Consider the following 14,012-nt stretch of genomic DNA (forward strand, 5'->3'; position numbering starts at 1 on the left):
TTAAGGTGTAAACTTTAGAGGGACTTATGAGGAAAATTACTTTATCTAATGGAAAAACGGTGGAAGTTGAATGTTTAAGCTGTGCTTTGACAAGTGGGGAAGTAGAAGCAGAGGGTGGTGTAATAGTCGAATCTGAATATTTTATGCTCACCAAGACGTTGCATATCCCGTTGAAGGTTTAGTTATTTTAGCATCAAAACGCCATATTAAATGCGAATTAAATGAACCAGAAAAGGTTGATTACATAAACTTAATCCAAGATTAGAAAAGCTCAAAGGGAAATATTGGGGATAGAACACGTTTATTATATTTAACCCAAAGCAATACCTTCAACTCCTCAGGTATGGTTTCTATCTAAATTTTGTAACAAAGTTGATTGGAGCGGAAGGTGCGAGACTTCCAATCAAATGTACAAGCCATAAAAAAACAGTAGGTAAACTCGATTTTGATCGAGTTTGCCTACTGTCCTGAGAAACCGGACTTCAATACAAGTCGGGTTTCTTTCATTCTGCTCAGGCTGGGTCAGTCTTCTTATTCGTTGTCCTCAATAGTGGCATTGTGCAACAACGGAAAGAGCCACCGGACTTGATGATTTCGCTTATATCGACTTCAATGACTTCGTATCCGCGTTTACGAAGCTCACTATTTACCTGTTTATTACAAGGAAGACTGAATAATTTTTTATTCCCAATCGAAAGCACGTTTGTTCCTAAGGTGAATTGTTCTTCTTTAGTCACTTCGATCATGTCATAACGTGAAGCTAATAAATCCATCTCTTTTTTTGTAAAGGACTCTGGAAAAATAAGCGCCTCTGTCGGTGATATGATATTGAAAACACAATCTAAATGAAGGAACGTTTCAATGAAAGGAACGGCGATGATATCGTATTCAGGTAATAGGGTTTGAAGATGCTTGACGGATGATTCATCCGTTCTTTCACTGATTCCAATATAGATGGTCTTTCCGTCTATAAGGACATCCCCGCCCTCAATATGATTTTTGAGAAGGTTGAAAAATGAGATACCATTCGTTTCGAGCCAGGATTTCAATATTTGTTCTTCACCCTGCCTGATACCTGTTGCCAACTCAGCAACGTAAACGGTATTGCCAAGAGTGAAACCGATATCTCTCGTAAAGACTTGTTCTGGATATGTTAATTCGGGCGGAAGTTTTATGACTTCAATCCCTTCATGTTCAAGAGCCTTTATAAATTCGGCGTGCTGCTTCAAGGCAAGTGCCTGATCGATATTTTCTTCTTGAAACTCTTTTTGAGTTTCGTTAATGATCTCCCTGATTTCCATATGACGAGGTTCACAGACGATCACTCGTGATAGCTTTGAATATTCACTCGCACAATAAGCTTCTAGTTCATCGTTTATTTTGTTTACCATAAATGAGCTCCCTCTAAATATAATTGTATCTTTACTATTTCCTCTTTTTTCTAGAAAGAAACATAAAAAATAAGTCGTGGTCTCTTTAATCTTCTTTAGAGTAGATTGCTTTTTATACTGAAATAATTTACGATTTAATTTATACCTATGCAGAAGAATCCTTACTCTATTTAAAAGAGCTTTCCATGGATCGAAGGTAAAGTCATTACAGGATTTTGTTTTTTTAGATAAGGACTAATGATGGTTTAAATTTCTAAGTCCAATGGACGAATGGATAATCGTAAAACGGAACATTGACGAGCTTCCGCATTCTAAGAAATCAGGCAAATAGAATATCAAAAAAAGGGATCTGGTTTAGATCCTTTTTTTATTTGAAATATCTTCAAGATAACCCCAAATTCAAAATAATCGTAAAACGCACCTAGGGAAAAAGGATTATTTTTTTTCTGGTCGAATATATAATGAAGACGTTTTCAATATTAGGGGGAGATTGTAATGATGGATACACCATTGATCATGACTCAAATCATTGAGAGAGCTGAAAAATATTTTCCGAAGAAAGAGGTAGTTTCGCGTACGGATGGTGGAATTCACACTTTTACATATGCTGAGATTGCTGAGCGTACAAGAAGGCTGACTAGTAACCTTGAAAAATTCGGTATTAAAACAGGTGACCGGATTGGAACACTCGCTTGGAACCATCATCGTCATTTAGAAGCTTATTTTGCGATTCCTTGTCATGGTGCTGTCCTACATACAATTAATATGCGCCTGTCCCCTCAACATGTTTCTTATATCGTCAATAGTGCGGAAGATCGATTATTACTGATAGATCCGGATGTCATCCCCCTGTTGGAAGCTATTAAAGATGAGTTAACGACGGTGGAAGGATATATCATAATGACGGATAAAGATGAGCTGCCTGAAACGACCCTTTCACCTATTTATCATTACGAAAAACTATTAGCCGAAGGGAATCCGAAACAGCCATTCATTCAAACCTTGGATGAAAATGCTCCTGCCGGCATATGTTATACTTCCGCCACGACCGGGAATCCAAAAGGGGTGGTTTATTCACATCGTGGAATTTTGTTGCATGCGATTGCACTGGGGCTTGCCGATTCTACAGCTTTAAGTGAACGTGATGTGGCCCTTCCTGTAGTGCCCATGTTTCATGTAAATGCTTGGGGCATGCCTTTTGCCAGTGTTTGGTTTGGCACTAAGATGGTTTTGCCGGGACCTTATTTCACCCCAAAGATTTTGGCTGAACTTATAGAAACGGAGAAGGTCACAATTGCAGCAGGGGTTCCGACGATATGGATGGGATTATTGAAGGAGCTAGAAGAAGGCAGCCATGATACGAGCAGCATTCGCGCTGTTTTATGCGGAGGGTCGGCTGCCCCGAAAAGCATGATTAAAACATTTGAACAAAAGTATGGGATACCATTCCTGCATGCCTATGGAATGACTGAAACAAGCCCGCTCGTTTTTGTTTCCAAACCAAAAAGCTATCAGGAAGACCTCCCTGAAGAAGAACTTTATGAGTTGAAGGCTAAGCAGGGCCTTGTCTCGCCAATGATTGAAATTAAAGTGATCGGTCAGGAAGGCGAAGTAAAGCCTGATGGAAAGGAAATGGGCGAATTACTAATCAGGGGTCCTTGGATAGCGAATGAATATTTTAAAGATGAGCGGTCAGGGGATACGTTTAAAGATGGCTGGCTGTATACCGGGGATGTTGTCACGATTGATGAAGAAGGATTCGTGAAAATCGTCGACCGGACTAAAGACTTGATTAAAAGCGGGGGTGAGTGGATTTCTTCCGTAGATATAGAGAATGCATTAATGGCCCATGAAGGAATATTTGAGGCGGCAGTAATTGCAGTGCCTCACGAAAAGTGGCAGGAACGACCGATTGCCTGTGTTGTTTTGAAGGACGCATACAAGGGACAAGTGTCTCAAGAAGACATCATCGAATTTTTAAAGCCGCAGTTTGCAAAATGGTGGCTGCCGGATGAAGTGGTCTTTTTGGATGATATTCCGAAAACGGGTGTTGGGAAGTTTTTGAAAAGGGCTTTGCGTGATCAGCTTCAGGATAAATATATCAAGAAATAGTATGTTTGTTTAATTGTAACTTTTCACCCTATTCTGATAACGGATGAAAAATATATAATAGAGTTATAGAAGGAAAGAGGAGGAAATAAATTGAGTATTGAATCGACATCACCTGCAGGCACTGTTTTAGTCACATATTCGGGAAGGACGGCTACTGTTGCAATGAACCGTCCTGAGGCCATGAATTCTTTAAATCCACAAATGCTGCATGACTTTATTTATGCACTTAAGGAAGTAAGTGAGAATGAAGAAGTGGACGTCGTCGTTTTAAAAGGAAATGGGAAAGCATTTTCCGCTGGCGGGGATATTAAGATGATGCTCTCGCCTGGCGAAGAAAACGCTTTCGATGTCCTGATGGATGGAATCAGTGAATTGGTCACCACCTTATATTTCATGCCTAAACTGACCATCAGTGCCATTCATGGTGCAGCTGCAGGGCTTGGATTGAGTATAGCTCTTGCAACCGACCATCTTATTGCAGATTCGGATAGTAAAATTGCAATGAATTTTATCGGAATTGGATTAATTCCTGATGGCGGCGGACACTTTTTCCTTGAGCGTCGTCTTGGTGAAGTAGGTGCAAAAGAGTTGATCTGGGAAGGTAAAGTGCTAACAGCGCTCGAAGCTAAAGAAAAGGGCCTCATTCATGAAGTGGCAGACGGAACCTTGGAACATGCGGTAGAGAAGAAAGTGCAAACGTGGCTGCAAAGCCCAGTTCAAGCCATGATAAAAACGAAAAAGATCCTTAGTGAAAAAAATCGCCCACTATTAATTAAGATGCTTGAGATTGAAAAAGCCGCTCAAATGAAAATGCGTCAAACAGCGGATCACCAAGAGGGAATAAAGGCTTTCGTGGAAAAAAGGAAACCGAACTTCATCGGAAAATGAATTTGAAAGGCCGTCACTTTATTGTGACGGCCTTTCTCTAACTAGTTTAAAATGATTGCGCTCCCATTAAAAATCAGCGGTGAAAAAGTAATAGTGCACCTGAAGGTGATGTACAGCGATGTGTTTGATCTTGATAGTTTTTTTCAATCAATAGATTTTGTCCCAATTCTTTTGCTTGTTCATCATTCTCGGCTGTAAATGATTCATCCAATAGTTTTTCCCCTGACGGTTCAAAAACGGTTAATTTGTATATTCTGTTCATTTTTAAAACTCCCTTTTCAATATAATACTGTCTAAAGATAGGTACTGTTATAAAAATTTTATCATTATCTGTTAATTTTGACTATTATTATGTCAGAGCAATGTATTAACACTGAGAATATTGAAGAGTAACTGTATATCTTCAATAATGATGGAAAATAACTATACCGAACAAACTTTATAGTTTTTTTCCTTTAGAATGAGAATAAAACCTATTTATACTAGAGGAATTCTCTCTTTAATGAAAATTCATAAATGATATAATAATCTTGAGGGAAAGTGTATGGATCGAAGGGAGTTTTTTTGAATGACAGTAAGAATCGTTAATAATATCACGGAATTGATAGGAGATACACCTGTTGTCAGAATTAATCATTTAACAGCGGAGGGTGACGCGGAAGTATTTGTGAAACTTGAATATTTCAATCCGAGCCGCAGTGTAAAAGATCGGGCTGCCTTCAACTTAATTAGGCAGGCTGAATTGGATGGAATCATTCAATCAGGGGCCACGATCATAGAGCCAACATCAGGAAATACAGGCATTGGGCTTGCAATGAATGCCGCGGCAAAGGGTTATCGGGCCATTATGGTCATGCCGGATAATATGTCAAAAGAAAGAATCAATATATTAAAGGCATACGGAGCGGAAGTTGTCCTCACCCCTGCATCAGAGCGGATGCCTGGAGCGATTCGTAAAGCTGAGGAGCTCGCCGCGGAGATTCCCAATAGCTTTATTCCACAGCAATTCGAAAACCAAGCAAACCCTGATATTCACAGAGTGACGACTGCAGTCGAGATTCTAGATCAGATGGATGGAAACCTGGATGTGTTTGTCGCTACTGCTGGAACGGGAGGAACGATAACCGGTACAGGTGAAGCATTAAAAGAACAACTGCTGGATTTAAGGGTTGTCGTTGTCGAGCCTAAGGGTTCTCCTGTTCTTTCGGGCGGAAAGCCTGGCCCTCATAAATTAGTGGGTACGAGCCCAGGTTTTATCCCAAGCATTTTAAATACAGAGGTATTTGATGAAATCGTTCAAGTGGCTGATGAAGATGCCATTTCTACCATGAAGGATATGGCTTCGAAGGAAGGTATATTGATTGGACCTTCAGGCGGTGCTTCTGTCTGGACTGCCCTGCAGGAAGCTCGTCGTCTTGGAAGTGGAAAAAGGGTATTATGCATTGCACCGGATAATGGCGAACGCTATTTAAGCATGGATATTTTTAATTAATGAAAAAGACCGAATGCCGTGCATGGAACAATGTTCACGCCATTCGGTCTTTTTCCTGTTGAATTTGCCCATACTGGATTCCATGATGACGTATTAAAATAATAATAAATGGGAAAGTATGTTCTGTTCATGGTAAAATTAAATGTGAAATGTTTATAGAAATCGAGGTGATACTTTTGAGCGGCGTAAAGTTCATTCATGCGGCGGATCTCCATTTGGATAGTCCCTTCTCAGGGTTGAAGGATTTGCCTTCAACTATATTAAAGGAATTGAGGGAAAGCCCGTTTAAAGCGTTTCAAAATATCATTAATGAAGCAATTTCCCATCAGGTTGACTTTATCGTGTTATCGGGGGATCTGTTTGATGGGGAAAATCGGAGTCTCCGGACACAGGTCCGCTTTCGAAGGGAAATGGAAAAACTTCAGCGACATCAGATCCCTGCCTATATCATCCATGGTAATCATGATCATCTCAGCGGCTCATGGATTACTGTGGAGCTACCGGATAATGTCCACGTATTTTCAGGGCAAACCGAAGTGAAACTATTTGAAAAAATCGGTGGGACGACTGTCCACCTGTATGGATTCAGTTATCCACGCCGTCATGTAAGGGAGAGAATGATTGAAACCTACATAAAAGCCGAAGGGGCTGATTATCATATTGGTCTGCTTCATGGGAATTTGGAAGGCAATTCCGAACATAGCCCATACGCCCCTTTTTCATTGAAGGAACTAGCTGCTAAAGACTTTGATTACTGGGCATTAGGCCATATCCATAAGCATCAGGTGGTTTCAGAAGATCCGCTAGTGATTTACCCAGGAAACATTCAAGGCAGGAACAGAAAGGAGTCTGGAGTTAAAGGGTGTCTGCTCGTCGAATTCGACGGGGACACGAAGCGCCATACCTTTATTGAAACCTCGGAAGTGATATGGGAAAGTGAAACAATTGAAATATCCGCGGATGGTGGATTTGATGCCCTGTTCAAGCAATGCAAGGAAGTAATTGAAAAGAAGAGTTTTGATGGGAGAAACTTTCTTTTGGAAATGAAGCTGGTTGTTGGGGACGCAGCAGACGCTTTCGGGGAATATCTTGAGGAATTGACCCGGATTTTGCAGGAAGAGGAGCAGGGTGAATCGTTTGTATGGGTGTATAAAATAAAAGTCATCCAGTCCATGCCAATGTTTAGGTCAAATGAAAGGATATCGCCATTTATGGCTGAGGTATCGATGCTTGCCTCTGAATTTGATGATACGGAGGCTGCTCTGGCCCCGCTTTATAATCATCCGGGTGCAAGAAGGTTTCTTGATTCAATTGAGCTGGAAGAGCAGAGGGAGCTTTTGGAAGAAGCGGAAAGATGGCTTTTGCATGTGTTTGAACCGAATAAATGATTGTAGGGAGGAGGAACGGATTTGATTATTAAAGACCTCCATGTTTATGGTTACGGCAAACTCGAAAATCAGCGTTTTCCTGAATTGGGACAGCTGCAGATTTTCTTTGGGGAAAATGAATCAGGCAAGTCAACCATTATGTCCTTCATTCATAGTATGCTTTTTGGTTTTCCAACAAAGGTTCAAAATGAACCGCGTTACGAGCCTAAAATGCATGCCAAATATGGGGGAAGGCTTAGTCTCATAACAAAAAAAGATGGGGAAGTCATTATTGAACGGGTGAAGGGAAAAGCTACTGGAGATGTGAAATTGACCTTCGAAGATGGAAGGGTTGGCGGCGAGGAAGAACTGAATGAGATTCTCCATGGCGTGGATAAAAACTATTACCAATCCATTTTTTCTTTCGACCTTCAAGGTCTGCAGGGTTTACATACACTAAGTGAAGGGACTATGAGTAAATATCTGCTTTCCGCTGGGTTGATTGGAAATGATAAACTTCTTGAAGCCGAAACGAAATTGCAAAAAGAGCTGGATTTAAGGTTCAAGCCATCAGGCCAAAAACCTCAGCTGAATGTGAGAATAAAAGAACTTAAGGAATTGCAGAAAAAAGTAAAAGCTTCAGAAGAAGAACAGCAGTCGTATACGTCATTACTTCAGGAAGAGGCAAAGCTTAAGGAGGACCTTTCTGAAATCACGGAAGATATTCAAGAGATTGAAGAAACACTTGTTAACATGAGTACTTTTTTGCGAATTAAACCCTTAGTTGAAGAACGGGGGAAACTTGAAACTGAAATTGGTAAAATCAAGGGTGTGAGTTTTCCTGTTGATGGTTTAAAAAGGCTTGAACAGTTACAGGCAGTAGGAATGCCCCTGAATGCCCAACTTGCCGCATTGACGGATAAAGTGACCAAACTTGAGGGGAATCTCACGGAAATCGAAATCAATCCGTTCATCAAGGAAAATAAAGAGCAGATTGAACATGCGATCGATCAAGGAGCATTGCTGGAGAAGCTCGAGCTGGATATAAGAAAAGCGGAACATGAAAGGCTGATGGAAGAAAAGAATATCGAAAAGGTGAAACAGGAATTATTCTTGGATGTTTCTGATGATGAAATAAGAAAACTTGATATCAGTACATTCATGAAGGAAAAGGTCAAAAGGGCGGAGCGGGAAAAGCATCGACTTCAAAATGATAAAAAACAGCTTGATGAGAAATATGGACTTCAAAAGGGAAATCTGGAAACGTCAGAAGCCCGCTTGAGGGAGATTAAGGCCCAGATAATGCCAGCAGAAAAAAGAAAAGAACTGGAAGCCTTATACACCAAGCAGCATAACACCGAATTTGAAGCAGCCAAAAGCCATATTCTTGATGAACAAATACTTGAAGTTGAAAAGCAATTGGCATTACAGAGGAAGAAGGCAGCGCATCACCGCAAACGTGCACATATAATGAATGGCAGTTTGATGGTCCTGCTATGTGTAGGTGCGATCGGAAGTTATTTCAGTGAACAGATTTTGCTGGGAATTATACTTCTGGCCATGGCTGTTCTGTTTGCGGTTTCCAGGTCTCTCTTCAAAGGAGATGATATATTGTCCGGGTATATCCGGCAATTGGATGAGCTGAAAAGGAAAAGGGCTGCAATTGGGAGTGAAACTTATAGAGGGAGTGAAGGAGAGTCGATGGGACAGTTGCTTGAACTGGACCAACGACTTCAAAGGCGGCTTGAAAGTGAAAGGTTCAAATATGAAGAAAGGGAGGAAGCGTTTGAATCGACCATTCAAGAATATGCCGCATGGGAAGCTGGCAGGGACCGATTGGATAAGGAGGTGAGAGGCATATTAAGCGGTTGGGGCCTGTCTTATCCCGGGGTTGATTTCAATCTTGAATCTGTATTTGAACTGCTTGAGAAATGGAAGGAAGCCGTTGACAGGAAATATGAAACGATCAAGAGATACCAATTTCTATATGCTGAGTTTGAAGGTAAATCGAAGGCTTTATTCCATTTTGCACACAGCCTTGATTTTGAACCATCCACATGGCGGGAAGCGATTGGGCTTTTGAAACGGGAAATGAATAAGACGGTTGAATTATCCGTTCAACTAGCACAATGGATGCAGGAACAAAGTCGTTTGACGAACGAAATCGAGCAGCTGACGATGGAAAAGGATTATCTTGATGCGGAAATGGAACAGCTATTTAAGTTAGCAAAGGTCAGGGATGAGGAAGAGTTCAGACAGGACGCTGCCTTGTCCGAAAAGAAAGTCACTTTACAAAAACAACTTGATTTGATTACCATTCAAATTGGGCAATCCGGAATGCAGCCAGAACAAATCCAAACATACTTAAAACAAGGAATCACCACATATACATTTGAAAACTTGGAAAGGAAACGGAAGGATTCTGTAAAGGTGAAATCACTTTTATTAGAGAAGCAGTCGGATGCGAAGCATAGGATAAAACAGCTTGAAGCTTCAGGGATTCATGATGACTTACTTCATCGTTTTTATGAAGAGAAAGCTGCTTTTAACGAAGAAGCAAAGGAATGGACGAAATTGGCAATAGCCAAAAGCTTATTGAATATGACTTTGGATCGATATAAAAGGGAACGCCTTCCGAAGGTCATCGCTGATGCGGATCGGCATTTTGCCTTTTTAACGAATGGGAGCTATCGGAAAATCATCCTTGATCAGTCGGGAGAAGGAATTTGGGTACAGCGCAGTGATGGCTTGAGTTTCAGGGTTGAAGAGGTCAGCCGCGGGACAGCAGAGCAAATATATGTTTCCCTAAGGCTTGCACTTGCTGATCATACTTTTGAAAATGATTCATTCCCTCTCATCATTGATGATAGTTTCGTCAATTTTGATGCGGAAAGGACAAAACGGATGCTTGAGTTATTGAAAAAAGTATCGGAAAAGCGGCAAATTTTCTTTTTTACTTGTCATCGATATGCAATGGAACATTTTACCGAAAATCAAGTAATTCGTCTACCCACTCCCGTATTGCGCCAAAATATGAATGATTTGATCATCCCCGAAATATAATGGGATTTATACTATAAATAAAGAGAGTGAAGTCATTGAATATGAATGAGTTTGTAAGCCACCATGATTCTTCTTTAGAGTTAATCATCGAAAAGGAGTTTCCTGATAAACGATGTGTTGGAGGGAAATATTCTGCCAAAGGACATACCATTACTTTATATAGTAGAGATATCGAAATTCAGTGTGAACGCTCCCTAGGCTCACTTGAAAGGCTTGAAGAATATACATGGGTGATTCTCACACATGAGTTGGGCCACGCGCTAGACCCCGATCTTGCTGTACTTAGTGACCAGCTATACAGTACAGAAAAATCAGAAATCCTTTATCAAATAGAGGTCAATGCCTGGAACATCGCAGAAGGTTTAGTACCTTTTATCGATCAGGATTTATTTACCTTCATTAGAGATGAATCCCTGGCACATTGTACAAATCGCCTGCTGGTCGGTTAAAAGGCTCTCCAAATGGAGGGCTTTTTTATTTTCCGCTCAATCTAGTTAGGAGATTTCGACAAAGGATTTCCCGGAGGGGGAGCAAGGACAGAATCTTTTGTTGGGCAAGTTAATACACTGAACTAAATTTTTTTACATTAATGTTTCCAAAGGAAGCATCATATCTTTAATCGAATGTTCACTTTAATGAATAATTTGAGAGGAATGGGCCAAGGAGTTTTTGGTTTATATTCTTTTTTTAGATTGACAGTGAGAATCATTTTCATTAAACTGGTATTATTAGACTAAAAGGGGAGTATTTTTATGCGACCAGCTATTAACACACAGTCTTTATCGCTCGGTTATGGTGATAAATTAATAATAAATGATATGAATATAGAAATACCCGATGGGGAGATCACGGTGTTCATCGGTGCTAATGGATGTGGAAAATCAACTCTTCTAAGGTCGGTTGCCCGCTTGTTAAAACCTCAATCCGGTTCAGTTTTACTCGAAGGCAAAGCGATTTCAACCATGTCATCGAAGGATGTAGCAAGAAAGATGGCGATTCTTCCACAATCGCCGGTTGCTCCTGAAGGACTTACAGTCTATCAACTTGTTAAACAAGGAAGATATCCTTATCAAAGTTGGTTGAAACAGTGGAGTTCCGTGGATGAAGAGAAAGTTCAAAAGGCAATTGAAGCAACGAACCTGACCGAATTGAAGGATCAGGCAGTCGATGAATTATCGGGAGGCCAGAAGCAACGGGCATGGATAGCGATGACGCTGGCTCAGGATACGGACATCATTTTGTTGGATGAGCCGACTACATATCTTGATATGACCCATCAAATCGAGATTTTGGACTTATTGTTCGACTTGAATGAGTTTGAGAACAGAACGATCGTGATGGTGCTTCATGATTTGAATTTAGCTTGCCGTTATGCGGATAATCTGGTGGCACTTAAAGATGGGGCGATACATGCTCAAGGTCGGCCAGAAGATATCATTACGCCTGAATTGGTGCAGCATGTATTCAGCATGGAATGTCAAATTTCTTTTGATCCAATTTTCGGCAGTCCCATGTGCATCCCGTTTGGTAAAGGCCGATACGCTCAACGTCATATGAAAGCGCTGGCTAATGCATAACCTCTCACCATCTATTGAAAAAGAGCTGCAAGGATATCGCATATCCTTTCGAGATGAAGCCAAAGTTTCCAAGACCTTCAATCATGTTGGAGACCTGATTCAGTATGCACAAGCCCGATCTGGGGCGGAAACGGCAAGAATAGCAATTTCAATGTGGTTCAGACGTTATGCTTTTTTTGTCACGGCACAATTTTACATGTTCAGCAAACATCGGCTTATCTGGGAAGGCACACTTCAGGACATTGGCGTTTTGGATGATCCGGAAGATGAACATTGGCTTCCGGATTTTTTGCTGAAAAATAACAGGTGGAGCAGTGTTACGGAAATGGAAAGCTCTTCCGCCCTACATTCCATATTAAGCAGCTTTGGTGCGGATGCCATTCGCTCATTTTCTGGAACCACTAAAATATCGAAACTTGTACTTTGGGAAAATATTTGGGGCTATACAGTATGGATGTATAGTGAGTTACTGAGACAGACAGATATAAAGATGCGAGTGGAAAAGGACATTGAAAGGCTGCTTGATGATGAAGTATGGCTGAATATTGAATCGCGTTCCCCTTTTAAACGATTCATTGGGAAAAAAAGTGTTCAGGAATCCATGAATCCTTATAAACGGGTGACATGCTGTTTATATTACCGAATTGAGGGGCATGAAAAATGCGCGTATTGTCCGAACAAGAACTGTTGAGATAGGTTCGATTAGCCAGGCTTGTGTTCAAGCCTGGTTTTCTTGTGGAGTGATAAGTAGACGCAGCATAGGCTTAACTTTCATTGTCCATCACTTATTAACGAAAACTAAACGCACTGACGAGGTTGATATGTTATAATGTTGATATTTAATTGAACGGAGGCAGTCGCATGGGAAATGGGATCATACACTACGGAATTGGTGAAGTAGTAGATATATATATGTACATTAAAACGAGTACAAAAGCGGTTGCAAGTAATGGAAAGCCGTTTTTAACATTGATTTTGTGTGATAAAACCGGGGAGATCGAGGCAAAGCTATGGGATGTTTCCGAGGCGGATGAGAAAACATACAGTGCGGAAGCTACGGTGAAAGTTCAAGGGGAAGTCCAGAATTATCGAGGACGCAGCCAATTGAAAATCCGTAATATCAGAATTACTTCAGATGCTGATGGCGTCACGAAAGCCGATTTAATTCAAACGGCCCCTTTAAGTCAGGAAGAAATGTTGGAAACCATCACTCAATTCATTTTTGAAATGAGGAATCCGAATATCCAAAGGGTGACTAGGCATCTCATTAAAAAATATCAGAATGAATTCCTGACGTTTCCTGCTGCCACCAAGAACCATCATGAGTATATGTCTGGACTCGCCTATCACGTTGTATCGATGCTAGGGCTGGCTAAGGCCATTTCAACTCTATATCCTTCGCTCAATAGGGATCTTTTGTATGCAGGAGTCATTCTGCATGACCTTGGTAAGGTACATGAGCTATCTGGGCCTGTATCGACTGTTTATACAGTGGAAGGTAACTTGTTGGGGCATATCACCATCATGGTAAATGAAGTCGGTAAGGCAGCAGAGGAATTAGGCATTGAAGCAGAAGAAATCATGATTCTCAAGCACTTGATATTAAGCCACCATGGTAAAGCGGAATGGGGCAGTCCCAAACCGCCAATGGTGAGGGAAGCGGAAGTGCTGCATTATATTGATAATATGGATGCCAAGATAAATATGATGGACCGTGCCTTGGAAAAAGTGAAACCGGGTGAATTTACGGAGAGAGTCTTCGCGCTCGATAACCGTTCATTCTATAAACCAACATTTTAATCAAATATGCTTCTTTCTCGATGGAGAAAGAAGCATATTTTTTTTGTTCATGCATATTCTCTAGTAAATGAATAGTAGATTATTAGGGAGGGAATGGACATGCCAATTTGGATCTGGTTCGTGTTTATTGGAATAATTGTCAGTGCAGTCATGTCAATTTGGACAGCTAGGCAGGAACGCCTCATAGATGATGCTTGGATTGAAAAGGAAGGTCAGAAGTACATTGAACGTATGGAGGAAGAGCGCGAGAGGCGTAAAAAGGATATAAATCAGGGAGCATAGCTTGTATGATGAAAAAAAGCGACAGGCCAAAGTCCTGTCG

13 protein-coding genes are annotated in these 14,012 nt (G+C 40.9%); 11 read left to right on the forward strand and 2 right to left on the reverse strand.

The features are described 5' to 3' along the window. Positions 1-26: 26 nt before the first annotated feature. Positions 27-182, forward strand: coding sequence for a hypothetical protein (locus tag ACDZ29_RS16465; protein ID WP_353957894.1), 156 nt, complete (start codon positions 27-29; stop codon positions 180-182). Between the two features lie 330 nt (positions 183-512). Here the strand turns inward: ACDZ29_RS16465 and ACDZ29_RS16470 are convergent, their stop codons facing one another. Continuing rightward, on the reverse strand, positions 513-1,391 hold the full coding sequence (locus tag ACDZ29_RS16470) for a dimethylarginine dimethylaminohydrolase family protein (protein WP_375088182.1): 879 nt from the start codon (positions 1,389-1,391) through the stop codon (positions 513-515). A 495-nt stretch (positions 1,392-1,886) separates the two neighbouring features. Between ACDZ29_RS16470 and ACDZ29_RS16475 the strand changes: the two genes are divergently transcribed. Both ACDZ29_RS16475 and ACDZ29_RS16480 read left to right on the forward strand, forming a co-directional pair. Beyond that, entirely contained in the window at positions 1,887-3,503 is a 1,617-nt protein-coding gene (locus tag ACDZ29_RS16475; protein WP_375088183.1) for a long-chain fatty acid--CoA ligase, read from the forward strand. Between the two features lie 96 nt (positions 3,504-3,599). Beyond that, entirely contained in the window at positions 3,600-4,391 is a 792-nt protein-coding gene (locus ACDZ29_RS16480; protein WP_375091155.1) for an enoyl-CoA hydratase, read from the forward strand. A gap of 73 nt (positions 4,392-4,464) precedes the next feature. On the opposite strand, the gene ACDZ29_RS16485 is transcribed toward ACDZ29_RS16480, so the two are convergent. Continuing rightward, complete coding sequence (locus tag ACDZ29_RS16485; RefSeq protein ID WP_289324047.1) at positions 4,465-4,653, reverse strand: YhzD family protein; 189 nt, start codon at positions 4,651-4,653, stop codon at positions 4,465-4,467. 306 nt (positions 4,654-4,959) lie between these two features. On the opposite strand from ACDZ29_RS16485, the gene cysK reads away from it, so the two are divergent. The 8 genes from cysK (at position 4,960) to ACDZ29_RS16525 (ending at position 13,972) form a co-directional block, all read left to right on the forward strand. Continuing rightward, on the forward strand, positions 4,960-5,883 hold the full coding sequence (cysK, locus tag ACDZ29_RS16490; protein ID WP_289324048.1) for a cysteine synthase A: 924 nt from the start codon (positions 4,960-4,962) through the stop codon (positions 5,881-5,883). A gap of 149 nt (positions 5,884-6,032) precedes the next feature. Further along, the gene (locus ACDZ29_RS16495) at positions 6,033-7,271 is read left to right on the forward strand and encodes a DNA repair exonuclease (protein ID WP_289324049.1); all 1,239 of its coding nucleotides are present in this window, start codon (positions 6,033-6,035) and stop codon (positions 7,269-7,271) included. Positions 7,272-7,292: 21 nt separating this feature from the next. After that, the gene (locus ACDZ29_RS16500) at positions 7,293-10,313 is read left to right on the forward strand and encodes an AAA family ATPase (protein ID WP_375088184.1); all 3,021 of its coding nucleotides are present in this window, start codon (positions 7,293-7,295) and stop codon (positions 10,311-10,313) included. Between the two features lie 41 nt (positions 10,314-10,354). Further along, on the forward strand, positions 10,355-10,762 hold the full coding sequence (locus tag ACDZ29_RS16505; RefSeq protein ID WP_375088185.1) for a hypothetical protein: 408 nt from the start codon (positions 10,355-10,357) through the stop codon (positions 10,760-10,762). 303 nt (positions 10,763-11,065) lie between these two features. After that, complete coding sequence (locus ACDZ29_RS16510; protein ID WP_289317548.1) at positions 11,066-11,890, forward strand: ABC transporter ATP-binding protein; 825 nt, start codon at positions 11,066-11,068, stop codon at positions 11,888-11,890. Further along, on the forward strand, positions 11,883-12,581 hold the full coding sequence (locus ACDZ29_RS16515; RefSeq protein WP_375088186.1) for a (2Fe-2S)-binding protein: 699 nt from the start codon (positions 11,883-11,885) through the stop codon (positions 12,579-12,581). The genes ACDZ29_RS16510 and ACDZ29_RS16515 overlap by 8 nt, the downstream gene beginning before the upstream one ends. Before the next feature lie 170 nt (positions 12,582-12,751). After that, positions 12,752-13,690 carry a 3'-5' exoribonuclease YhaM gene (gene yhaM / locus ACDZ29_RS16520; protein ID WP_375088187.1) on the forward strand — a complete coding sequence of 313 codons (939 nt, stop codon included), beginning with the start codon at positions 12,752-12,754 and terminating at the stop codon, positions 13,688-13,690. A gap of 99 nt (positions 13,691-13,789) precedes the next feature. Further along, positions 13,790-13,972, forward strand: a complete 183-nt coding sequence (locus ACDZ29_RS16525) for a sporulation YhaL family protein (RefSeq protein ID WP_053344914.1) — start codon at positions 13,790-13,792, stop codon at positions 13,970-13,972. Positions 13,973-14,012: the final 40 nt, after the last annotated feature.

The organism is Peribacillus sp. RS7, from assembly GCF_041956845.1.
In the GTDB taxonomy this organism is placed as follows: domain Bacteria; phylum Bacillota; class Bacilli; order Bacillales; family DSM-1321; genus Peribacillus.

Excerpts from the sequence above, each read along its gene's own strand:
- ACDZ29_RS16505 (WP_375088185.1), top strand. The coding sequence starts at position 10,355 with ATGAATGAGTTTGTAAGCCACCATGATTCTTCTTTAGAGTTAATCATC.
- ACDZ29_RS16525 (WP_053344914.1), top strand. The coding sequence starts at position 13,790 with ATGCCAATTTGGATCTGGTTCGTGTTTATTGGAATAATTGTCAGTGCA.
- yhaM (WP_375088187.1), top strand. The coding sequence starts at position 12,752 with ATGGGAAATGGGATCATACACTACGGAATTGGTGAAGTAGTAGATATA.
- ACDZ29_RS16485 (WP_289324047.1), bottom strand. The coding sequence starts at position 4,653 with ATGAACAGAATATACAAATTAACCGTTTTTGAACCGTCAGGGGAAAAA.
- ACDZ29_RS16475 (WP_375088183.1), top strand. The coding sequence starts at position 1,887 with ATGATGGATACACCATTGATCATGACTCAAATCATTGAGAGAGCTGAA.
- ACDZ29_RS16465 (WP_353957894.1), top strand. The coding sequence starts at position 27 with ATGAGGAAAATTACTTTATCTAATGGAAAAACGGTGGAAGTTGAATGT.
- ACDZ29_RS16510 (WP_289317548.1), top strand. The coding sequence starts at position 11,066 with ATGCGACCAGCTATTAACACACAGTCTTTATCGCTCGGTTATGGTGAT.
- cysK (WP_289324048.1), top strand. The coding sequence starts at position 4,960 with ATGACAGTAAGAATCGTTAATAATATCACGGAATTGATAGGAGATACA.
- ACDZ29_RS16470 (WP_375088182.1), bottom strand. The coding sequence starts at position 1,391 with ATGGTAAACAAAATAAACGATGAACTAGAAGCTTATTGTGCGAGTGAA.
- ACDZ29_RS16495 (WP_289324049.1), top strand. The coding sequence starts at position 6,033 with ATGTTTATAGAAATCGAGGTGATACTTTTGAGCGGCGTAAAGTTCATT.
- ACDZ29_RS16515 (WP_375088186.1), top strand. The coding sequence starts at position 11,883 with ATGCATAACCTCTCACCATCTATTGAAAAAGAGCTGCAAGGATATCGC.